18 protein-coding genes are annotated in these 22,407 nt (G+C 45.4%); 10 read left to right on the top strand and 8 right to left on the bottom strand.

Going from position 1 to position 22,407, the window contains the following annotated elements:
- The first annotated feature begins 108 nt into the window (after positions 1-108).
- The gene (locus tag OCV20_RS24530; protein ID WP_017065155.1) at positions 109-813 is read left to right on the top strand and encodes a DUF445 domain-containing protein; all 705 of its coding nucleotides are present in this window, start codon (positions 109-111) and stop codon (positions 811-813) included.
- A 111-nt stretch (positions 814-924) separates the two neighbouring features.
- On the opposite strand, the gene OCV20_RS24525 is transcribed toward OCV20_RS24530, so the two are convergent.
- Complete coding sequence (locus tag OCV20_RS24525; protein ID WP_004732526.1) at positions 925-1,413, bottom strand: Lrp/AsnC family transcriptional regulator; 489 nt, start codon at positions 1,411-1,413, stop codon at positions 925-927.
- 278 nt (positions 1,414-1,691) lie between these two features.
- Here OCV20_RS24525 and OCV20_RS24520 point away from each other — a divergent pair, with 278 nt between their 5' ends.
- A complete protein-coding gene (locus OCV20_RS24520) occupies positions 1,692-1,862 on the top strand; it encodes a hypothetical protein (RefSeq protein ID WP_019823299.1) in 171 nt (56 codons plus the stop codon).
- A gap of 615 nt (positions 1,863-2,477) precedes the next feature.
- On the opposite strand, the gene OCV20_RS24510 is transcribed toward OCV20_RS24520, so the two are convergent.
- The 3 genes from OCV20_RS24510 to putP form a co-directional block, all read right to left on the bottom strand.
- Entirely contained in the window at positions 2,478-3,383 is a 906-nt protein-coding gene (locus OCV20_RS24510) for a nuclear transport factor 2 family protein (RefSeq protein ID WP_414503113.1), read from the bottom strand.
- A 121-nt stretch (positions 3,384-3,504) separates the two neighbouring features.
- Positions 3,505-4,395: a helix-turn-helix domain-containing protein gene (locus OCV20_RS24505; protein ID WP_082243015.1), complete on the bottom strand. Its 891-nt coding sequence runs from the start codon at positions 4,393-4,395 to the stop codon at positions 3,505-3,507.
- Between the two features lie 257 nt (positions 4,396-4,652).
- Complete coding sequence (gene putP, locus OCV20_RS24500; RefSeq protein ID WP_170930181.1) at positions 4,653-6,179, bottom strand: sodium/proline symporter PutP; 1,527 nt, start codon at positions 6,177-6,179, stop codon at positions 4,653-4,655.
- Here putP and OCV20_RS24495 point away from each other — a divergent pair.
- The gene (locus OCV20_RS24495; protein WP_202910142.1) at positions 6,178-6,315 is read left to right on the top strand and encodes a hypothetical protein; all 138 of its coding nucleotides are present in this window, start codon (positions 6,178-6,180) and stop codon (positions 6,313-6,315) included. The two genes, putP and OCV20_RS24495, sit on opposite strands and share 2 nt — an antisense overlap.
- Here the strand turns inward: OCV20_RS24495 and OCV20_RS24490 are convergent.
- The 3 genes from OCV20_RS24490 to OCV20_RS24480 form a co-directional block, all read right to left on the bottom strand.
- The gene (locus OCV20_RS24490) at positions 6,312-7,016 is read right to left on the bottom strand and encodes a 1-pyrroline-5-carboxylate dehydrogenase (protein WP_086774998.1); all 705 of its coding nucleotides are present in this window, start codon (positions 7,014-7,016) and stop codon (positions 6,312-6,314) included. The two genes, OCV20_RS24495 and OCV20_RS24490, sit on opposite strands and share 4 nt — an antisense overlap.
- 11 nt (positions 7,017-7,027) lie before the next feature.
- Positions 7,028-10,165, bottom strand: coding sequence for a bifunctional proline dehydrogenase/L-glutamate gamma-semialdehyde dehydrogenase PutA (putA, locus tag OCV20_RS24485; RefSeq protein WP_086774999.1), 3,138 nt, complete (start codon positions 10,163-10,165; stop codon positions 7,028-7,030).
- Positions 10,166-10,346: 181 nt separating this feature from the next.
- Entirely contained in the window at positions 10,347-11,171 is an 825-nt protein-coding gene (locus OCV20_RS24480; protein WP_017061200.1) for an AraC family transcriptional regulator, read from the bottom strand.
- Between the two features lie 483 nt (positions 11,172-11,654).
- Between OCV20_RS24480 and OCV20_RS24475 the strand changes: the two genes are divergently transcribed.
- The 3 genes from OCV20_RS24475 (at position 11,655) to OCV20_RS24465 (ending at position 15,977) form a co-directional block, all read left to right on the top strand.
- Positions 11,655-12,758, top strand: a complete 1,104-nt coding sequence (locus tag OCV20_RS24475; RefSeq protein ID WP_017065149.1) for a PEGA domain-containing protein — start codon at positions 11,655-11,657, stop codon at positions 12,756-12,758.
- 242 nt (positions 12,759-13,000) lie between these two features.
- Entirely contained in the window at positions 13,001-14,830 is a 1,830-nt protein-coding gene (locus OCV20_RS24470; RefSeq protein ID WP_048614228.1) for an SUMF1/EgtB/PvdO family nonheme iron enzyme, read from the top strand.
- A gap of 364 nt (positions 14,831-15,194) precedes the next feature.
- Positions 15,195-15,977, top strand: a complete 783-nt coding sequence (locus OCV20_RS24465) for a helix-turn-helix transcriptional regulator (RefSeq protein WP_086775000.1) — start codon at positions 15,195-15,197, stop codon at positions 15,975-15,977.
- 101 nt (positions 15,978-16,078) lie between these two features.
- Here the strand turns inward: OCV20_RS24465 and pdxH are convergent, their stop codons facing one another.
- Positions 16,079-16,714, bottom strand: a complete 636-nt coding sequence (gene pdxH / locus OCV20_RS24460) for a pyridoxamine 5'-phosphate oxidase (RefSeq protein ID WP_017061203.1) — start codon at positions 16,712-16,714, stop codon at positions 16,079-16,081.
- 167 nt (positions 16,715-16,881) lie between these two features.
- Here pdxH and OCV20_RS24455 point away from each other — a divergent pair, with 167 nt between their 5' ends.
- From OCV20_RS24455 to OCV20_RS24440, 4 genes are all read left to right on the top strand, one after another.
- Positions 16,882-18,804 (top strand): sensor histidine kinase, encoded by a 1,923-nt coding sequence (locus OCV20_RS24455; protein ID WP_086775001.1) that lies wholly within the window; start codon positions 16,882-16,884, stop codon positions 18,802-18,804.
- Positions 18,805-18,888: 84 nt separating this feature from the next.
- Positions 18,889-20,175 carry a sigma-54-dependent transcriptional regulator gene (locus OCV20_RS24450; RefSeq protein ID WP_086775002.1) on the top strand — a complete coding sequence of 429 codons (1,287 nt, stop codon included), beginning with the start codon at positions 18,889-18,891 and terminating at the stop codon, positions 20,173-20,175.
- A 112-nt stretch (positions 20,176-20,287) separates the two neighbouring features.
- Positions 20,288-21,679 carry an HlyD family type I secretion periplasmic adaptor subunit gene (locus tag OCV20_RS24445; RefSeq protein ID WP_086775003.1) on the top strand — a complete coding sequence of 464 codons (1,392 nt, stop codon included), beginning with the start codon at positions 20,288-20,290 and terminating at the stop codon, positions 21,677-21,679.
- Positions 21,680-21,738: 59 nt separating this feature from the next.
- Positions 21,739-22,407, top strand: coding sequence for a transglutaminase-like cysteine peptidase (locus OCV20_RS24440; protein ID WP_019823329.1), 669 nt, complete (start codon positions 21,739-21,741; stop codon positions 22,405-22,407).

The following is a 22,407-nucleotide window of genomic DNA, read 5'->3' as shown; positions in this document are numbered from 1 at the left end:
CTATTTGGTGCTCTTTGCTACCTGTCCAATAAACTTCATCGATCCTTTTGTTTTTTTCTTGGCGTTTTTTTCTTAAAATGCGCGCAATATTCTTTCTAGAGATCAACCATGAACAAAAGTGTCTTAACTAACGTTATTGCGTTAGCACTGCTTGCTGGCGGCTATGCGACAGCAAACCAATACTTGCTTTATGCAGGCCTATTCGCCTTTTCTGGTGCCATCACCAACTGGCTTGCGATTCACATGTTGTTCGAGAAAGTACCCGGCCTATACGGTTCTGGCGTTATTCCAGCGCGCTTTGAAGAGTTCAAGGCAGCCATCAAGCAACTGATGATGGAGCAATTCTTTACAGAAAGTAACATCGACCGCTTCCTAAGCAGCGAGATGACAGGAAAGTCGCTCAATCTAGAGCCTGTGATTCAGAAGATCGACTTTAACCCTGCATTCGACTCACTGGTGCATGTTATCGAGAACTCTCAATTTGGCGGTATGTTAGCAATGTTTGGTGGCACAGAAGCACTAGAACCAATGAAAGCGCCGTTTGTTGAGAAGATGCAAGAATCTGTGATTGAAATCAGCAAGAGTGATTCTGTAAAAAATGCTATCAAAGACGAGCTAGAATCACCTGCGATGATGGATGAAATCAAAGAGAACATTGAGGCGATCATCGATCAGCGCTTGAATGAACTAACACCTAAACTGGTTAAAGAGATGGTTCAGACCATGATCAAGAAACACCTTGGTTGGTTGGTTGTTTGGGGCGGTGTATTCGGTGGTGTGATTGGCTTAATCTCTGCGGCCATTACGCTGTAAGCCGAACAAGTTTATCGGATCGCTCTTTATCTGACGCTCAACAAAAAATGGAAGCTTATTAGCTTCCATTTTTTTATATCTAAATCACCTTGGTAAGGCGAAAGCAGGCCACTATTTTAGAGTTGCCAACAACTCAGGGTTCACGCCAAAACCCTTTTTGTGCTCTTCAATCACCACTTCACTGCGTGTCTGAATCACACCAGGTAAGGTGCCCAACTTGGTTGCCATAAACGCTTGATACGCCTTCATGTCTTTCACTCGAACCTTGATCATGGTGTCAAAGTCACCCGACAGTGAGTAGCACTCTTCCACCTCAGGCATCATCTCTACCGCTTGGGCAAATTTGTCGAAGATCGAAAAGCTAGTCTGATCGAGACGAATATGGATAAAGACTTGAACATCGAGTCCCAGCTTTTCTGAACAAAGCTCAGCATGATAGCCCGTGATGTAGCCCTCTTTCTCCAATCGCTTGAGTCTATCAGAGCAAGGTGACGTCGTAAGGTTGACCTGTTTTGCCAGTTCAACCACAGGTAAACGCCCTTTCATATGCAGAATTCTTAGTATCTCTTTATCGATACGATCGAGCTGATGCTGAGACATAACATTCCTTAAACATTCTAAATTCCGCTCAGTATATTCCATACCAACAGCAATCGAAGAAAACCTCGCTCACACATTTAAAAACTAAATGTACAGATGATATTCACACCAAATATAAATACATACAAATAGATAACAGCCCTTATAAATCAAACTCTAGTTATTAACAAATTATTATAGAAATGACCCGATTAACAAATAAGTTGAGCCGGAAACGAAAGAAAGCATATAGGCCAAAGTGAATAATAGAATTATCAAAGAGAAAGGATGACTCTATTATGAAAACGCAAGAACTCGCATATAAACCTTACGGTATTGGTTCATGGACACACGTAACGGTATCAAAAGATGTTGCTCAAGCACTAGCAAATGAGTACTCAAACTACGGTTGGGATGTGAAGATTGATGGCGACGCCATTGATGCTGAGCTAGCACTCAAAGCCGCATAGAAACGCAAAAACCTCCTAAAACGGAGGTTTTTTGATCTAAGTTAGTGAGCGCTTACTGTAAGTTAAGCTAAACCAACTTGGGGCACAGTACTTCCTGTTTCGCAACGGCAGTTACACGTGCGGCAGAAGTGCTGAGTTTCCATATCGTAATACAGATTTCCACTAAATAGCTTTGATGTCCATTGCATCATACGGCCAGAGGTTGTCTCGGGCTCTGACTCACAACGTTTCATTATAGACTTATGTAGTGTTGTTTTTTTACATCCTTTGCAATAGAGATCAGGCATACCTTTGTCCTATAGGTCTTTAGTGGTTACTGACAATTGACACATCATGTCCAATTCAGTTCAACAATTCACCGAGCTAATCACAAAAGTGAGCGCCAAGTTCAAAAAATAGCCATTTTTCTATTTCATTTTTTGACATCAAACGCCATAAAGGTCCAACCTCTTCCATGCAATTTCTCTCGTTCACTCGGTTTCAATTTACATTGTAAAATCCTATAACGACAGTACCTCCCCCATGTTAACCATCAAATTGAGCAATAAAAAAGCGGCACTTCCTCGATGAAAGTACCGCTTAAATAAGTCATATTTGCTTCAACTTCACTTAGGTTTAGAAGCCAAATTTACCATTGTCATTTTTCCACTCTGAACGCGCAGGAATGGTTTCGATGGTGTCCCAGTGCTCAACGATCTTGCCGTTATCAACACGGAACAGGTCATAAAAAGCGACGTGGTTATTCATGAACTGGCCTTCACTGATCGACAACACAAAGTTACCTTGACCCAAAATCTTATGGTTAGCGGTATAAACCATTGGCATGCCCGCTTCTGCTAACGCCCCCAAAGCTTCACCCAAACCGCTTAGGCCATCGGCTACACCTGGGTTGTGCTGTAAGTAAGCACTGTCTTCATTGTCGATATAGTTATTAATCTTCGCCATATCACCGCCGATCAAGATGTCTTTGACAAAGCCACTGACCAGTTGCTTATTTTGATCCGTTTTCTCGAGGTCTACGACTTTAGTCGCACCATCTAATTGAGTTCGCCCACTTGCGTTTGGCTTGGCAATTTCTTGCAAGTTATCCCAATGTTCAACTATCTGTCCCTCTTCAAAACGGAACACGTCAAAGCCGACTTTAGGGCCGAAGAAGTTGTATTCAGTGTGTGTTACGACGAAATCACCGTCTTGAAATGAGCGCTTCACTTGTGCTTTCGCTGAACCTTCTGGAAGCATTTGTAATACTTCACCAAAGCCCGCTAAGCCATCACCTACCGCTAGGTTATGTTGAATGTACTTTTCAGGGTTAATGTAGCTCACCGCTTTTGCGTCGCCCGTTTCAATGCTCGAAATAACCGCTACCGCTTTTTCTTGAATAGGTATCTCTTGTGCCGCAACCGTGCCGGTAATCATAGAGGCCGCGAGTACGCTTGCCGTGAGTAGTGTTGATTTGAGTTTCGTCGCTGTAGATTCAGCTGCTTTGAATGTTGTTGGGAATGCGTTGGTTATTGTTTTCATTATTGAGTCCTCTCGTTGGCTTGGAAACTATATTAGTCAACGAAAGAGGCTCACGGCAGAGTGGATTTAGGCAGAAAAATGGTAGATATCGAACCTTAGATGATTCGTGTCGACCTACTAGCTATTCAGAGAGTGAGGGCTTGGAATACTTCTTTTGAAACTCACTCGGCGTCATTTGAGTATGATTTTTAAAGTACTTAACGAAATTACTGGCGTCTTCAAACCCAAAATCCGATGCCATTTTCTGAGACGTAATATTGGTTACTACCAGCTGACGCTTCATTTCTAAAACGGTAAAAGAATCGATGATCTGCTTGGCAGTTAACCCCGTTGCGACTTTGCATACTTGGTTCAACGTCTTGTAGGTGGTGTTAATTTGATTGGCGTACCAGTTTGCATCTCGCACACGCAGGTAGTTGTTTTGAAGAAGCTCAAAGTAGCGGGCAAACTTAATGTTTTGCTGCAAGCTCAAGGCGTCTTGCTTCACTTCTGGTCGTAGGCGATGAAGAATCAGGGCTAGTGCGGAGAACAAGTACATCACAATCAAGGGATCGGATTCTGGCTGATTCAGCTCCGTCATAATTTGCTGAATAATACTTTGCGTCCGCTCTTGGTGGAACTCGTCTAGTGACAACAATGCCGAGTGCGCCTTGTTCAAATGAGTAGGCGTGTAGTTTGGCAACTTCATATTAGCGTGAACGCTGTCTAAGAACGCTTGAGTAAACAAAACCGCAGTGCCTTGTGGCTTGTTACTGAAATCAAAGGCGTGCACCTGCTCTCTTTGAATGAACAACACGCTCCCTTGGTTAAAAGAGTAGTCCTCAAAATCGACCATGTGCGTGCCTGAGCCTTGCTCGATAAACAGAATCAGGAAGAAGCTGACACGATGTGGCAATTGAGGATCGTGGTTAATATTGCTTTCTGAATAGAGCCGAGACAAGGGTACAAACTCCAGCTCAGCTTGCGCCGTTTTCTCATGGTTAAAGCCAATATTCGGGATTACTTGAGGCACTATTAACTTCCTATTCATTTACTCAACGGCTCTTAGCAAGAGTAATGTATCGCAGTGGGAACGGAAATGCTCTGAGCCTAGAAGTATGACTTAGCCAGCGTCACCAACAAGGTAAACATGCTCAATACACTCCACTTGCCAGACGCAACACAAGGTCAAAGCATTTAGATATAGGCAAAAAAAATAGAGCCACCGAAGTGACTCTATTATTTTTAGCTCATGTTCTTTGCTAATTCACATCTGTTTTACAATGTAAATTAGTCTAGCTCAACGAGGTTCTTCTCGAACTCAGCGTGTTGCTTCTTAACTTCGTCTTCAGGCTCGCCCGTAATTAGACTCACGATAACGATAGAAAGAGTCGATAGGATGATTCCCGGTACGATTTCGTACACATCGAACCAACCGCCCGTGAACTGTTTCCAAAGTACAATCGTCACACCACCAACCACGATACCCGCTAGAGCGCCGTTACGGTTCATACGAGACCAGTACAGGCTCAATACGATAGCTGGGCCGAATGCAGCACCAAAACCAGCCCATGCGTAAGACACAAGGCCAAGTACTGAACTGTCTGGCGTCATAGCTAGTACAAGTGCAATAAGAGAGATTAGGATAACCGCGAAACGGCCTACACGAACAATCTCTTCTGACGTAGCGTCTTTCTTCAGAACTTGCTTATACAGATCTTCTGCCATTGCAGATGAAGAAACAAGAAGTTGTGAATCCGCAGTACTCATGATTGCCGCTAGGATTGCCGCCAGTAGGATACCTGCGATTACTGGGTGGAACATCGCGTTCACAAGAAGCATGAAGATCTTCTCGCCATCGTCTAGCTTAGGCGCGCCAGAGTTCGTCACGTAGATAAGACCAACCAGACCAACCAGCATTGCACCAATCATAGACAGTGCAGTCCATACCACGGCGATACGACGCGCGGTTGTTAGGTCTTTATTGCTACGCGTTGCTTTGAAACGAGCAAGGATGTGTGGCTGACCGAAGTAACCTAGCCCCCATGCCGCTAGCGAGATGATCGCGATAGCAGAAAGAGGCTCACCTTTCGCATCATTCCATAGCGTGAGTAGCTCTGGGTTGATGTTGTGAAGGTCAGTAGATAGCTGGCCAAGGCCGCCGTTCATTGCTGCGATAGGTACAATCAATAGCGCAGCAGACATCAGTAGACCTTGAACCAAGTCAGTCCAAGATACCGCTAGGAAGCCACCAAACAAAGTGTACGAAACCACACATACGGTACCGATGATTACCGCCGTTGTGTAATCTAGGCCGAATACCGTTTCAAACAATTTACCACCTGCTACCAAGCCTGAGCTTGTGTAGAAAAGGAAGAATAAAAGGATAAAGAAAGCAGAAATTGTTTGGATCAGCTTAGAGTTATCGTTGAAGCGACGAGATAGGAACTCAGGCAGCGTCAGTGATTCAGTTGTAATACTGTAAGTACGTAGGCGTTTAGCACTGATTAACCAGTTTGCCCAAGTACCAACCAGTAGGCCACCAGCAAGCCAGAATGCCTCAAAGCCAGCAGCGTAAGCGTAACCAGGCAGGCCAAGTAGCAACCAACCACTCATGTCTGATGCACCAGCAGAAAGTGCAGCAGGCCATGGGCCTAACGAACGACCACCTAGGAAGTAGTCTGTTGAGTTAGATGTACGTTTGTAAGCAATAACACCGATCGCTAGCATCATAATTAGATACGCAATGAACGTCGTCGTTATTGCAAAACTGTTTTCTATCATTTGATAGTCCTCATTTTGTAGAAAGCCTTCCATGCCTAATTCAATGCAAGGCACTCACCGTAAGGCAAGCAAATGCATTGAGTTAGGTATTCAGGCTCTAAAGCACGATGGGTTAAATCCAAAAATGGAGAAACCAAAAGTGCTTAGAGCCAATTTTACTGAAGGTTAGTGAGCTTCGCTTCCAAGTTCGAGCAAGGTCGCGTTACCGCCCACGGCTGTTATATTTATAGTTCGCGTACGCTCGGTAATGAAGCGCAGCGATAGGTGTGGATCATTAGCAACATTCATTGTCGCCAGATCCGTTTCAGCCACTAAACCGACGATTGCACCGTCACGTTTAGCAAGCTGTAAATTGATAGATTGTGCCGTTTGTGAATTACCCACATAACCTGCACTTCGTACATCGCAAGACAGCAGCTGTTGAGCAGCGTCGTACGATGAAACCTGTACTAAGTTAGTTGGTAGATTCGCTTGTTTTGCAGCATCAGCAATTAAGGTGTTGAACTGCACGTCATCACTGCACAATTGAACGCTGTTACCTGCCAATAATGCTGCAGTAATCATTGCTGTTGCGGTTTGCAGTGCCGGCAGCTTCTCTTCGCAATCATCAACAATCACCAAAGCCACACCGCGGCCAGCGGCATACAACTCGTTGGTTTCGCCCGTAGGACCCGCCATTAGGTGATGTTCAGAAAGCAGCGCAGACGCTTGCTCTAGATGATAAGTCGCCACTGCAGCCAGAGGCGCAGATTGGCTTTCGATCTCTGATTTAAATGAAAGTACCTGAGCACTCTTATGATCAAAGTCGGTAAGATTCCATTGTTCCCACGCTAACAAAGCATCAGAAAAACCTGTCACTTGATGAACCATGATACTGCTCCTTATGCCTTGTCTTGTGATTGAGAAAAATGAACATCAGTAAAGCGGTATAGGTAGTGAGGACCACCCGCTTTAGGGCCAGTACCCGACAAACCTTGGCCGCCGAATGGTTGAACACCAACAACAGCGCCCACTTGGTCACGGTTGATGTAGCAGTTACCCACACGAATGTGTTTCTCGATCCAACGGTAAGTTGTTTCGTTACGGCTGTGGATACCCATAGTTAGGCCAAAACCAGTTTGGTTGATTTGATCGACCACTTGCGCTAACTCACTCGCTTTGAAGCGAACAATGTGCAGCACAGGGCCAAACTGTTCTTCTTTCAAGCAGCTGATGTCATCGATTTCAAACGCACTTGGTGGAACAAAGTCACCATGTTCACAATCCGTACCTAGAGAAAGTTGAGCCACCTTCTTCTGGGTATTGGTCATGTTTTCTAAGTGTGCCATTAGCTTCTGTTTCGCGTTTTGGTCGATAACAGGGCCGACATCGGTTTTATGAAGATGTGGAATGCCAACACTCAGCTCGTCCATTGCACCGTGAATCAATGCAATCACACGGTCTGCGATGTCTTCTTGGATGTAAAGCACACGCAGTGCAGAACAACGTTGACCTGCAGAAGCGAATGCCGAACGAATAACATCACGGACTACCTGTTCAGGCAGTGCAGTACTGTCGACGATCATCGCATTCTGACCACCGGTTTCCGCGATAAACGGAACCGGCTTAGCGTTACGGCTCGCCAATGACACGTTGATACGTTGTGCTGTTGGTGTTGACCCCGTAAAGGCAACGCCCGCAATCGCATCATGACTGGTGAGTGCACTGCCGATCTCAGCGCCACGACCCGGTAGTAACTGAATAGTGCCAGCAGGGAAACCCGCTTCATTCATCAGTTCAACGGCGCGAGCTGCAATTAAGCTTGTTTGTTCTGCAGGCTTAGCCACAACCGTATTACCCGCAACCAAAGCTGCTGTAATTTGGCCAAGGAAGATCGCTAGAGGGAAGTTCCAAGGGCTAATACAAACGAACACACCACGACCTTGTCGAGAAGCGATACGTGTTTGGCCATCAAAACCTTTTAGTTCGAAACCTTGTAGGTTATCCGCTTGTTTTGCGTAGTAACGACAGAAGTCGACTGCTTCACGCACTTCATCAACACTATCGTGAATCGTCTTACCCGCTTCTTGATGACAAATCGCCACCAGCTCAGCTAGGTTGTCTTCCATCAGGTCAGCTAACTTATCAAGTGCAGCCGCTTTGGTTTCTACCGATGTTGCGTTCCAATCAGCGAATGCTGCATCTGCGCCAGTGATCGCTGCGGAAACATGATCAAGGTTAGCGAAAGCCACCTGACCCACATTAATACGACGATCATAAGGTGCAGTCACCTGCTCAACGTTCTGATCAGCCTTGATCATGCTTTCGGCAAGAGATTCACCGTTGATCACAGGGCCAGCAGTCCATTGATTGTTTAAGAAGCCTTTTACTTGCTCTTCAAACTGATGCGCTTCGCTTTCGATATCAATGTTCACACCGTATGAGTTCTTACGCTCAGGGAATACCGCTGGAGGCAGAGGAATCTTAGTGTTGTTCAATGTATCGAATGCCAGAAGCATATCGACAGGGTGTTGAGTCAGCTCTGCCACTGGGCAACGTGCATCAACTAGACGGTGTACAAACGAGCTGTTTGCGCCGTTTTCTAGCAAGCGACGTACTAGGTATGGCAGTAAGTCTTTATGGCTACCAACCGGTGCGTAAATACGTACTGACTGTTGGTAAGCTTCCATCGCATGGTTGTAAAGAGAATCACCCATGCCGTGTAAGCGTTGGAATTCAAAGTCTTTATGCTCGGTCATTACTGCAATAGCAGAAACCGTGTGAGCATTGTGGCTCGCAAACTGCGGGAAGATATTGCCACGAACGCTTGGGCTCAATAGGTAACGTGCACATGCAAGGTAAGCTACGTCTGTCGCTTCTTTACGTGTGTAAACTGGGTAATCAGTGAAACCAGCCTGCTGTGACCATTTGATTTCGCTGTCCCAGTAAGCACCTTTCACTAAGCGAAGCGGGATCAAATCACCCTGCTCTTTCGCTAGGCGGTTTAGCCAAACCAGAACCGGCAGTGCACGCTTTGAGTAAGCTTGAATAACCAGACCAAATTTACCCCAACCTTTTACAAGATCAGTGCGGTACAGTTTTTCGAATAGTTTAAGAGATAGCTCTAGGCGATCCGCTTCTTCCGCATCAATCGTAATTGCAACATCAAGCTCTACTGCGCGGCGCAATAGCTGCTCTAACGTGTCGCAAAGTTCTGTCAATACGCGGTCTTCGTTCGCCACTTCATAACGTGGGTGAAGCGCAGAAAGCTTGATAGATACCGACGGTGCTGGGCTAGATTTTGAAGAGACGTATGTGTCTCGACCTACGGCTTCGATCGCCATTAGGTAATCTTTGAAGTATTTGTTTGCGTCAGCAGTGGTCAGTGCCGCTTCACCTAGCATGTCGTATGAGTAGGTAAAACCTTTATCACGCATAGACTTACCGTTCTTTTGCGCTTCAGCAATGCTGCGGCCAAGAACGAATTGGTGACCCATCACCTTCATTGCTTGGTGCATCGCTTTACGAATTACCGGCTCAGAAAGCTTGTTCACTAAACGGTTTACCGCTTGACCTGCACTCTGCTCTTTAGATGAAAGCCCAACTACCTTACCCGTTAGCATTAATCCCCAAGTGGATGCATTCACAAACACTGAATCAGAATTCTTTAGGTGAGATTTCCAATCCGCAACGCTGAGTTTGTCGCGAATCAATGCATCAGCCGTTGCTGAATCAGGAATACGCATCAAGGCTTCCGCCAGACACATCAGCAAGATGCCCTCTTGAGTATCTAAGCTGTATTCAAGCAACAGTGCATCGATCATCTGGATAGAAGTCTTATCCGCACGGATAGCTTCGATCAATGAGGTCGTTTTCTCTGAAATTTGCTGCTTTTCTGACTCAGAAGGGGTAGCTAGCGGCAGAAGTTGCTCTAGCCATTGGGTTTCATCCACCATATATAATGGTGAGATAAGCGACCATAGATCAGTAAGCGACTGCTCATTGAATTCTGGCTTTAACACATCAGTAGCTGTAAACATGCGTTTTCCTTAATCTCACACCCGGAATTAGCCCGGGATCTCTACAATGGCTGCAGTGTATTTAGAGTATATAAGGATTACTTGTCAAAAACTCCGAGTTTTTTGCTAAAAACTCGCTTTATTAACAAAACAAACACAACGTCACATATGAAACTTTAAAATAATATGCCGTTTTGTTTCACTATTTAACAGAAATTTTCTTTTTGTATTGGGATGGAGACATGCCTTGAAGGCGTGAAAAGGTGTGAGTAAAGGAGGATTGACCGGAGAAACCAGCCAGCTCAGCGACCTGGCCAAGGCTAAGATTACCTTGTTCAATTAAACGGCGAGAACGGTCGATACGCTTACCAAGAACATATTGGTGAGGGGTAATGCCCATTTGCTCTTTGAACAGCATATGGAACTGGCTTTCGCCCAAGAATACGCTGCCCGCAAGCTGAGCGACAGAGATCTTATTCGCGAGGTGTTGTTCGATGTAGCGATCCAGTGCTTCAAGATCAAAACGCGAGTCTTTAATTGAGGTTTCAAATGCCGAGATGTGCCTTTGCATCAGCGCGATCACCGTGTCATTACAGGCACGGCTTAACAATAGATCATCCGGGCTCGCCTGCATTTCTTGCACCAACATATGGATAAGCTTTTGAATTTGCGCGTCTAATTGAAAGTAGACGTTCGATGATTCTAACTGGTTAATCTTCTCTAACATCAGAGGGTCATCATCGGTTGGCACTGGCATGTTGAGCACTAGGATATCCGACTGACCAACCACCCCACCGAAAGCATGATCAGAGCTCGCCGTTACCACACAACCTTGACCCGGCCCGATAAGATTACCTTTACCGCAAACTTCAAATTCCGCCTGACCATTTAAACCAATCACGACCTGCGAATAGTGGTGATCGTGACAATCCATATGCGAAGGCAAAGTAATGATCTCCGCAGGGCGAGGGCCAGTAAGGCCTAGCGGGGACAAGTCTAGGTTTGGAAAGGGTAAAGGTTTTGGCATGACAGCAAAATACTCAGATCGACATAGTAAGAATAATACTCTGAAATCCGCATAAGATGAATTTGTAAATGATCATGAGAGTCATTTCCTCGCCTTAAACAGAAGATCATTACCGCGATCGTCTTGATCATGCCTCCGGAAAGATGATCAAGAGTGTACAAACTACGGGCATTGTAAAACCAATCGTTCCGGCGAGTTTAGGGGCTTCACCAGCAATCACACAAGCACGAAAAACCATGTGGTCAATAAATGCTTCTTCACGCCAACATAATGAATAAATTTTCTTATATAGCTCAAATAATTGGCTCTAAACCTGTAAAAAGTGTATCCGAAGTACCGAAACTTGGCTTTTGAGTAGATTGGATAGCAATAAAACGGTATAAAGACGGGTACTGTGTTAATTGCTAATAACTAGTGACTCACAACTAGGAAGTAGACACTTTATTAACGAGCCAATTTTCAATCTACAAGTTGCAGGGACCTATGACTAACTTTCGAATTTCAGCGCTTTTACTTGCGCTATCCCCACTTTGGGTATCTGCATCGGTATCCGCTGAAGAACTGAATCAAGTCGATCCCGTTTCAGCTATCGATGCAAAGCTAACAGAGAAAAACTCAGATATTGAGCGTATTTCAGCAACCAAAGTATCGGCGACTGAAAACCTAAAACAACTTCAAAACAAGAACAGCAAGTTGTTACGCGAAGGTGAAGAACTTAAGGCAAAACGTAACAGAGCCAAGTCTGTACTCGACAAACAGTACAGTCGCTTACTTGAAGATCCAGAAACGGATTTAGTCTCTTTCCAGAAAAGTTACCAAGATGCTTGGGCTGCGGTTAAAGAGAACCAATCGTCTCAACTAGATAACGAACAAGCGATCAACGAGAGCGAAATTCATCTTTCTCAAATCAAGCAAAAGCAAGCTCGCCTGAATAATGAGCTGGCAAACTTGAGAGAATCAAAAGTTGAAGCTCGCGTAAAACGTATCGCAACAGAACTGCGTGAAAGTGCGGTACTTGAAACCAGCTACACCACCACATGTTCATCAACAATGACACTGGGTGAGTGTACTGCACAGGGTAAACACCTGACCAATCAAAAAGCTGTGCAAACGTTCAAGAGCCAATTACTTGAGCAGCTCACAGAAAGCACACTTGCGAAGCAAAACTTACAAGGTGTTCAGCTGAATATCCATGTTCAAGACAGCCAAGCGATCAAGAGCGGCTTCTCTGGTAACAACTCTTACTTCATGCAGATGCAAGCTCAACTTCAAGCAAAACCTGAAGCAGTGGCAGCGTGTAACCTATTGAATGTTTCGACTCGCTACTGTTTAACAGGCAGTGACGCAGCAGTCGTTAAGAAGAGTGACAAACAGTGGGCTAACGTGACGGTACGTTCTGATCAGTACAACGACTCAGTAACCATCAACGGCATTAAGTATGGCAGCACCCCTCTTGAGGTTGCGCTACCAAGTGGTCGTCACCAAGTAACCATTTCAAAACAAGGTTACGAGTCTTACAACCGCACAGTTACCATCAACGGCAGCGACACGATTTGGGTTAAGCTTCTTCCTAGCAAAGAAAGCTAAACACCCTTTCTATATAGAGCTGAGCCAATTCAAACGCTTAGCTCTATATCAGATAGCCGTGCCTATTTCACAAAGCTGAATGAACACTCGCCATTTTGTTGATAGTTATAAACTGTATGATCGTTACAAACTTGTATGGTCGTTATAACCTTATTTTATCGTTATAAACAATAGCTGCAGACGAAATGGCGTTCTCGTTTAGAATATTCGATTAACCTAAATTACGATTGAAGTAGCCCATCATGCGCCAAGGTCTTCCTACTCTATTATTTGCACTTGCTCCCTGCTTAATGACGCCAGCTGTTTTTGCTGAGGCAACACCACCAGCGATCGCGTCATCTGTCACCGACATTGAAAGCTCACTTTTCGAAAAGCATGCCGACTTAACGGCTGTTGAGAAGAAATTGGCTGACAAACAAAATGAAGTCGACAATCAGGCGCAGCAAACGGCACGTCTAGCTGAGTTATCAGCTCAAGCAGAGCAAACACTCGCAAAAGCGAAAGCCAGCCTAGAGCAAGATTACACGCGCATGATTGATGAGCCCGATTTCGATATCTCGCTTGCTCAAAACCGCTTCCAAGACGCTTGGAAAACCGTAAAAGAGGGCAAGCTTGCGATTTCAGACTCAGAACAGAAGCAGCAAGGCTTAGTGATGGAGCTTGAGGCTATTCAAGCTGAGAAAGCCGCGGCAGAAGCTTCAATCGCAAACCTGAACCAAGACAAGCTAAGAGCAAGAGCTGAGCGACTAAGAAACGAGATCACTCAGACGGAAGAGCAAACCGTTAGCTTTACCAACCGTTGCAGCAGCGATATGACACTGGCGCAATGTTCAGACCAAACGGTGACATTGGCACTTCAAAAAGCGGTAAAACAGTTCCAGCATAGCCTAGTGGACAACGCGACTGAATCGAAAACAGTGAAAGAGCACCTTGCGTCTGCTTCGCTGAACATTCACGTTCTGCAACACAAAGTGAAATCCTCTGGCTTCTCTGAAGATAACCGTTACCGAGCGGTGATTGCGGCGAACCTAGAAACTCGTCCAGATAAGAACACCCCTTGTCGCCTACTTGGTATTCAGTCATCAAACTGTTTCTCTCAAAGCGAGCAACAAGCCAACGACCAACAAAAAGAAGTCGCTTGGGTTAACTTGGTGGTTCGTTCAAATCAATACAACGACAATGTCTCTATCAACGGCGTAAACTATGGCAGTACACCGGTTGAAGTGATGTTACCGACAGGCCAACACATGGTCACGATCGAAAAAGAAGGCTACCTTTCTTTCCATCAAGAGCTGAAGATAGCCCGCGATCACAACCTACGAGCCGTATTGCAAGCCAAACAAAATTCATTGAATGTCGGCACCAAGTTTGCTGATCCGATGGGTAACGACATTCAGAGCCCTGAAATGATTGTCGTCGGCTCGGGTCGCTACCTACTGGGTGAAAATAACGCACAACAAGTGACGATCAAACAGCCGTTTGCATTAGCAGCAACACCAACCCGTGTTCAAGACTTCAAAGCATTCGTAAAAAACACAGGCTACCAAACAGACGCTGAGCTGATGAACACCTGCGATACGTTCGTCAATGCAGAGATCACAACCGTTTCAGACAAAGACTGGCAGAACCCAGGCTTTAAGCAAGCTAATAACTCACCAGTAGTTTGTGTTAGCCAAAACGATGCCAAAGCTTATACACGTTGGTTATCTAAAAACACCGGCTTCACTTACCGCTTGCCAACACCACAAGAGTGGGAAGCTGCAGCAAGAGCTGGCCAAGACACCAACTTCTGGTGGGGCAATGAATTCCGTTCAGGCAAAGCCAACACTGGCTGGGCGGGTACACCATGGTCAAACGTTAGTACATCTCCGGTTAAGTCATTCCTACCAACGCCAACAGGCTTCTACGACATGGTGGGTAACGTTTGGGAATGGACAACCGTTCAGAAAGGCCTAGCGAAGGGTGGCGCGTGGAGCTTCTCTCCTGAAGAGGCAAAGGTGTTTAACGAACTGTACGTACCGCCTTCAACGGCAGCAAACTATCTAGGATTCCGAGTAGTACGAGAGCTGTAGGCTCCCAATCACAGGCTCAGAATCCCAAATATTTACTCTAGGTTCTCAATTATCACATTGAGCAGCATTTATAGGGGAATTCCCCCCTTATGCATAAGCACTCCTAGGAGTAGATTCGTCGATAGAGTAGTAAGTCACTCTGGGTATCAAATTGATGCCTCAGTTTAATTTACCTGACCCTCGTAAATTAGACTGAAAATCTTCTACATGTCGACAAGGCATATCTTGTCTTTAGCCAGCCCCTCTTCAGGCTGGCTTTTTTTTGCCTGATTATCACCCTTTATGCCCATCGATTCTCCGTGATCGACACAGTTAATCAGCAGTCCGTTTAACTGTCAGTCACCCCTTATTTTTCGTACTCTAATTGCCATTGCAGCGCTATAAGAAACTGATATCATTGCTATACCTCTGCTTACGAGATAAAACCTTGCCAGATCCACTCAACTCCATACATCGTTCTTTATTCGAACAACTTCCAGGCTGCTGGGGCTGCAAAGATACTGACTCGGTCTTCGTGTACGCCAACCTTGCTTACAACCAATTGATTGGCTTAAAACCCAATGAGACTTGTACAGGCTTGACCGACTTCGACATGCCCAGTCAAACCACGGAGTGCGCACAAGATTTCAGAGCTCAAGACAAACATGTGATGGATACACGCAGTACCCTTAAGATCCTCGATATTCACCCCTATCCAGACGGACGCTGGCACGCCCATATCTTTACCAAAACCCCTTGGCTTGATGATGACGACAACGTCCAAGGCACCATCTTCTATGGCCAAGAGCTTACCGATACCGCGATCTTAGAGGTCGGTCATTGGGTTTGTCAGGCCACAGGGACAAAAGGCGATCAGGCATCGCTTGCGGGGTCAGAGCCGCGCGTGTCTAAGCTGCAAAAGCGGCTGACTTCGAGAGAATCAGAGGTGCTGTTCTTACTGCTTTTCGGCAAGAAACCACAGTACATCGCGTCGACGTTAAACATTTCAATCAAAACGGTCGAAGGTCATGTCGCCAGATTGAAACAGAAGTTCGATGCACGCAGCAAAAGCCAATTGATTGAGTATGCATTGGATTCAGGATTGGGCTCAGTGATCCCAGAAACTCTGCTCAAAAAACAGATATCTGTTGTTCTACACAGTGATTGATTTACTAATCAGCTGAAAATTCAGACAAAAAAATGCCGTTGATTTGATAAGTCTAATCAACGGCATTTTTGGATCTGTTAACAGCCAAGCGATCAAGCAGCCTAAGGTGCTAGGCGATCAATATCCCAACTATTGTCTTGGCGAGAGAACAAGAAACGGTCGTGCAAGCGGTGTTCACCACCCTGCCAAAACTCGATGCTATCTACACGTACACGGAAACCACCCCAGAAAGAAGGCACAGGAATCTCTCCTTTGGCAAACTTCTGTTTAAGCTCTAGATACTTACCTTCTAAAATCCCACGCGCTGAGATGCGGCTACTCTGCTTACTTGCAATCGCGGCCAATTGGCTCTCTTTTGGACGTGACGAGAAGTACTTCATATTTTCCATAGCGGTCAGCTTTTCAGCCGTGCCCGTAATATGAACTTGTCGCTCAAGTGGATGCCAAGGGAAGTGCAAACTGATTTTGCTGTTGTGCTCAAGCTGGTGCGCTTTACGGCTACCTAAGTTGGTGTAAAAAACGAACCCGTCTTTATCAACATTCTTCAGCAGAACAATGCGTTGGAATGGCTGACCATTTTCATCAACCGTAGCAACTGTCATGGCAGTAGGGTCCGTCAACTTCGCTTCAATGGCTTGCTCTAGCCATAGATTGAATTGCTCAATCGGGTCTGCGGCCAAGTCTTTACGTCTCAATCCACCCTTAGCGTATTCGCGACGAATATCTGTCAGTTCCATTTGGTTGCTCCTTTTAATTTTTTTGTGATTTTGCGCCGTAATCCTTTGAAACACAAGTCTAAGCCATGGTTTTGTCTCACAGAAGGTGCTCTGTGTTAACAAGATCTCGGTACTCTCTCCATCATATTGATAATCTTTATACAAACCGATGACAAGCAGAGATCCGAGTGACCAAAATACTGCCTAACCTAATGACGCCCTTTGTTTTATTCTCATTGTTATTGGGAGCTGCAGGGCTGACTGCAACCCACTTTATGGCAGTGCAATTCCAAGAAAAAATCGTCACTCAGCAACTCGATGAAGCGGCGAATAAAGCCAATCTACAAATCGATTCTGAACTGGATAAATTCAAACAAATCCCAGATTTGCTCAGCCATGACCCGCGCTTGCTCTCTTATTTTGACTCATCACCACAAGCAGACAAGATTTCCGCTGCGCAGCTCAATCAATTGCTGTTTGAATGGTCGAATCAAAGCCAAGCCGACACCATCTATATTCACGACCCGAGCGGTACTGTGGTCGCTTCCAGTAATTACCAAAAGCCTCGTACCTTTGTAGGTGAGAACTTCTCGTTTCGTCCCTACTTTGCTTCTGCCATTCAAGGTAACAACACACAATATGTCGCGCTAGGCGCTCGTTCGAACGTACGCGGTTATTTTCTGTCTTCACCTCTGTATATCGACAAGGAAATTGTTGGCGTTATCACCGTAAAAGTGAGCTTAGAAAATCTCGAAAACATCCTAACCAGCGACGATTTTGAGATCGTAGTACTCGACTCGAACCAAGTGGTCTTTCTATCAAGCCAAGCTCCATGGCTTTACCATTCATTGTTGCCACTAACGCAGCAACAACAAACGGATATCGCACTTCAACGCCAATACGGTCAAAGCGAAATTTCGATCATCGAAGCCTTTCGCTCTTCAAGCTCTCAGTCAGAAACTAGCAACGCCAATCAGCCTAACAACCTTCAGTCCAATGAAATCCGAAAAGAGCTCACCGCCAACCAGTTATTCAAGCTTGGTGCTTTTAATCTTTACCCCGCTACCATCAGCAACAACCAGTACCAAGTGGTCGCACTAAAAGAGACCAGAGCTGAACTTATTAAAATCTTGCAGATCGATGTCATCTTCGTGGTGATTTACAGCTTGGTGATGCTCATCGCTTGGTCGTGGCGCCAGACTTATCTCGCGAAAGTGGCGTTGACCCGACTCAACCAAAACCTAGAGCAAACCGTTGATAAACGTACCCACTACTTGAAGCAATCCAATCAGCAGCTGCAACAAACCCTTTTTCAATACCAAGAGTCGCAGTCCAAGTTGAAGCAGACAGAACAAGAGCTGACACAAACCGCGAAATTAGCGGTACTCGGCGAGCTGTCAGCCAGCATTAACCACGAAATCAACCAACCGCTTGCAGCACTGCGAACCTACAGTGAAAACAGCTTAAAACTGCTTGAAATGGAACGGACTGATTTGGTCAAAAGCAATCTTGAGAAAATGATTGGCCTCAACAACACCATTACCGACATCATCGCGCGACTCAAAGTCTTTACTCGCAAGGTCACTAAACAAGAGCATCATGTGGCGAACCTGCATCAAGCGGTCAATAACGCCACTAGTATTCTCAGTGCGTTGATGATCAAGCAAGGCATTACGCTAAGGCTAAGCACGGTGCCAGATGACATCAATATTGCGATTCATCCAACCGAACTCGAACAAGTACTAGTGAACCTGATTCACAACGCGACTCAAGCGCTGCAACAACAAGTTCTTGAACAGAAAATCTTGCAGGAGCAACAAAACCTGGAAAGCGTTGACCAACAGGCTAGCCCACAGATAGGCATCGAATGGCAAATGCATCACAACTCTTGTCAGCTGATCATTTGGGATAACGGAATTGGCATGCCGGATGACAAACTAGAACAGCTGTTCGACCCGTTTTTTACCACTAAACCGGAAGGCTTAGGGCTAGGGCTTTCAATATCGAAACGGATTATTGAAGCGTATCACGGCACGATCAGCGCGAACCGGTTAGAGCCTTCAGGCATGGTATTCTCGCTAAGCATCCCGTTATATAACGATAAGGGCTAACACGCCGTTGCTATCGTTGATTAGAAAACGAATCTCACATACTGCTCATCTCACCTACAGCTAAGGACTCGACTTTTGCACTCTATGCCTAAACTCTATTTTGTCGACGATGAACCCGCTATTCGAGACTCCGTAGAACAAGCCATGCTCATTGAAGGCATCGATATCGTCTGCTTTCCCAATGCTATTGAGGCATTAAAGAAAATAGATACCACGCAAGCCGGAATTGTCATCACCGATATTCACATGCCGGTGATGGATGGCATTCAATTAACGCAAAAATTACTGAGCCAAAACCCTCATTTTCAGGTCATCGTGCTTACCGGGCATGGTGATGTGCAAACCGCGGTGTCCGCGATGAAAGCCGGCGCTTACGATTTTCTGGAAAAGCCATTTGTGGTCGATGCCCTACTCACTGCCGTTAAAAAAGCCGCAGATAAACTCGCACTGGTTGAAGAAAACAACCTATTGCGCAAAGAGTTGGCAATGCAAAATCAGGTTGGCCCAAAACTGATTGGTCAATCTCCATCGATGCAGGCATTGCGCCGAGAATTGATCACCCTAGATACCAAAACCAACCCACTTCTATTGTTTGTTGGTGATTTAGGGACGGGGAAAAGGGTCACTGCACAATACACCCATGATTTACACAGTCATCAAACCGCAGAGCTTTGCCCTATCGCAGCATTTAATTTGCCACGCAGTGACGAAGCGACATTCCATCAGTTTATTTTGCAACTGTTCTTGAAGCATCAGGGTGGAACACTCTATATCCATGAAACAGAAGCATTAACTCAGGATCAATGGCAGTGGTTAGCGAACTTAAAACCCACCCTACTTCGTGAAAACTCATGCAAGACCAGTGCAACTTGTATCATTATCGCAACTACAGTAGTTCCTACTACAATTACAGGTGAACTGCGCCGATTCAATTTACTACCCTTGGCGCAAAGAACGGAAGATATTGGCTCTTTGTTCAAACACTTTGCTCGCGGTGCAGCCAGTCGCTATCAACTGCCGCCACCCGTCATTACAGAAAAAGAGATTCAGCGACTCATTGCAACGCATTGGACGGAGAACATTCGTCAGCTTCGCCAACATGCCGAACTCAGAGTGTTGACTCAAATTAAGCAGCCGTCGCTCGACAACGATGCTAATGAGCAAAATGAACTCGATATGAGCATTGAAGAGCAACAACAGTCGTTAAACCAACGCACCGATAGCTTTGAACAAATTATCTTGATTGAGGCGCTACATCGTCATCAAGGTCGTTTAAAAGAAGTACAACAAGAGCTGCAGGTATCGCGAAAAACACTGTATGACAAACTAAGAAAGCACCAGCTCGATAAAACGGATTTCAAGAACCGATAGGTCTTAAAAAATATATAAATTCAAAGATTTAAAGGAACAAAATCTTAACATTTATCAGAAGTAAGAATACACTCAATAGGCTTGCACTTTTATTTAGCGAACAAGGACTGTTATGAGTCAGAAAAATTTCAGCAAATTGAACGAGACCGAGCTTGAGTATGTCGATGATAAAACAGCGGCACTGCTCCTCAATACGCCCACCAGTGCGCGTATTATGTTGTGGGTGATCGTTCTGTTTTTTATTGCTGCTATTGGGTGGTCTGCCTGGGCAGAGATCGACAAAGTTACCGTTGGCCAAGGCAAAGTCATCCCTTCCTCTCAGATCCAAGTGGTGCAAAACCTTGAGGGTGGTTTAGTCAAAGAGATCTTGGTTAGAGAAGGCCAACGCGTTCAAAAAGGTCAACAACTACTATTGATTGATGACACTCGCTTCCGCTCAGACTTCCGCGAACGTGAACAACAAGTTGCCAATTTAACCGCCAACGTATTGATGCTTTCAGCCTCATTAACCAGTGTTGTTATCGACGAAGAGTTTTCTGTAGAAGAGTGGAAAAAAAGTGTGTTGCTTGATTACGGCAAGCTCGCCTTCCCACCTAAGTTCTACGAACAACAACCTCAACTGGTTAATCGCCAAAAAGCAGAATATCGTCAAGATCTCAACAACCTAAAAAATCAACTTTCCGTTTTTGATCAACAAGTTGAACAGAAACAACAAGACCTTATCGAAATTAAAGCCCGTGTCCGAAACCTAAAACAGAGCTACCAGTTTGCTCGCCAAGAACTGGATATCACCAAGCCCCTCGCCGATGAAGGGGTAGTACCACGAATTGAATTACTTAAACTGCAAAGACAAGTGAACGACACTCGCCGAGAAATGACCTCAAGCGAGCTAAAAATCCCCCTGCTACGCTCAGCCATCAAAGAAGCGATGCTCAGCCGTATTGATGCCGCACTGAACTTCCGCTCCGAACAACAAGAAAAACTCAATCAAGCCCAAGATAAGCTCTCTGCAATGACCGAATCGGCCGTTGGCCTTGAAGACAGAGTAAACCGTACCGTGGTGGTTTCTCCTGTAACAGGCACCGTTAAAACATTGGGTATTAATACTGTCGGCGGTGTTATCCAGCCGGGTATGGACATCGTTGAGATTGTACCGACAGAAGACTCGCTATTGGTTGAAGCGAAAATCGCCCCGCAAGATATCGCTTTCCTACGCCCAGAATTGACTGCCATCGTTAAATTCAGTGCCTATGACTTCACTAAATACGGTGGTCTAGAAGGCGTGCTAGAGCACATCAGTGCCGATACCACTCAAGATGAAGAAGGCAATAGCTTCTATATCGTGCGCGTGCGTACCGAAAAACACAATTTTGGACAGAACGAAGAGTTGCCAATCATTCCAGGTATGACCGCCTCTGTCGATATCATCACGGGTAAAAGAACCGTGCTTGAGTACATGTTGAAGCCACTATTAAGCGCTCAAAACAATGCACTGAAAGAGTAAGGACGTTTGATGTTTGATAACGCCTTTCAATACACAGTAAATAGACAAGAGCAGAGGCTATGAAGTCTCGGATTTCGCTATTGCTGCTAGTCCTCACCTCTTTTACCTCTGTGGCGCTCAACAAGAGCGACCAACGGTGGATAGATGCGGTGACCAAAACCTACGGCGATAGAGCCGGAAAGCGAGTGGCGACATGGCGCTCAAATATGACGTCATACGACGGATTAAGTGAAAAAGAGAAACTCAGGTCGGTAAACCAGTTCTTCAACCAGATGTACTTTGTCGATGACAACATACTGTGGGGAAAGAATGACTACTGGGCAACACCACTGGAATTTTTAGGCAGCAACGCCGGTGATTGTGAAGACTTCACTATCGCAAAATACTTCTCTTTGCTTGAACTGGGCGTCCCAGATAAGAAATTACGATTAGTGTACGTAAAAGCACTGGAGCTAAACCAGTTCCACATGGTGTTGGCGTACTACTCAACACCGAGTGCAGAGCCACTAATTTTGGACAACTTAAACCCTGAAATTAAACGCGGTTCCAAACGCCCAGATCTACGACCAATTTACAGTTTCAACGGTAAAAACCTTTGGTTGATCAAGTCGGCGGCAGGCAGCGGCAAGTTGGCAGGGAAATCTTCAAGATTGAGCTTATGGAACGACTTACGTTCACGTGAGCGCTCTCTAAAATTAAACAAACCCATTATCAATTACGATGAGTAG

The organism is Vibrio coralliirubri (genome assembly GCF_024347375.1).
In the GTDB taxonomy this organism is placed as follows: Bacteria; Pseudomonadota; Gammaproteobacteria; order Enterobacterales; family Vibrionaceae; genus Vibrio; species Vibrio coralliirubri.
Note: the sequence above shows the minus strand (reverse complement) of the source record. Positions and strands in the feature narration are given on the sequence as shown.

Bases quoted from the DNA above. Each gene is read 5' to 3' on its own strand.
- OCV20_RS24530 (WP_017065155.1), top strand. From the start codon at position 109: ATGAACAAAAGTGTCTTAACTAACGTTATTGCGTTAGCACTGCTTGCT.
- OCV20_RS24525 (WP_004732526.1), bottom strand. From the start codon at position 1,413: ATGTCTCAGCATCAGCTCGATCGTATCGATAAAGAGATACTAAGAATT.
- OCV20_RS24520 (WP_019823299.1), top strand. From the start codon at position 1,692: ATGAAAACGCAAGAACTCGCATATAAACCTTACGGTATTGGTTCATGG.
- OCV20_RS24510 (WP_414503113.1), bottom strand. From the start codon at position 3,383: ATGAAAACAATAACCAACGCATTCCCAACAACATTCAAAGCAGCTGAA.
- OCV20_RS24495 (WP_202910142.1), top strand. From the start codon at position 6,178: ATGCCTAATTCAATGCAAGGCACTCACCGTAAGGCAAGCAAATGCATT.
- putP (WP_170930181.1), bottom strand. From the start codon at position 6,179: ATGGAAGGCTTTCTACAAAATGAGGACTATCAAATGATAGAAAACAGT.
- OCV20_RS24490 (WP_086774998.1), bottom strand. From the start codon at position 7,016: ATGGTTCATCAAGTGACAGGTTTTTCTGATGCTTTGTTAGCGTGGGAA.
- putA (WP_086774999.1), bottom strand. From the start codon at position 10,165: ATGTTTACAGCTACTGATGTGTTAAAGCCAGAATTCAATGAGCAGTCG.
- OCV20_RS24480 (WP_017061200.1), bottom strand. From the start codon at position 11,171: ATGCCAAAACCTTTACCCTTTCCAAACCTAGACTTGTCCCCGCTAGGC.
- OCV20_RS24475 (WP_017065149.1), top strand. From the start codon at position 11,655: ATGACTAACTTTCGAATTTCAGCGCTTTTACTTGCGCTATCCCCACTT.
- OCV20_RS24470 (WP_048614228.1), top strand. From the start codon at position 13,001: ATGCGCCAAGGTCTTCCTACTCTATTATTTGCACTTGCTCCCTGCTTA.
- pdxH (WP_017061203.1), bottom strand. From the start codon at position 16,714: ATGGAACTGACAGATATTCGTCGCGAATACGCTAAGGGTGGATTGAGA.
- OCV20_RS24450 (WP_086775002.1), top strand. From the start codon at position 18,889: ATGCCTAAACTCTATTTTGTCGACGATGAACCCGCTATTCGAGACTCC.
- OCV20_RS24445 (WP_086775003.1), top strand. From the start codon at position 20,288: ATGAGTCAGAAAAATTTCAGCAAATTGAACGAGACCGAGCTTGAGTAT.
- OCV20_RS24440 (WP_019823329.1), top strand. From the start codon at position 21,739: ATGAAGTCTCGGATTTCGCTATTGCTGCTAGTCCTCACCTCTTTTACC.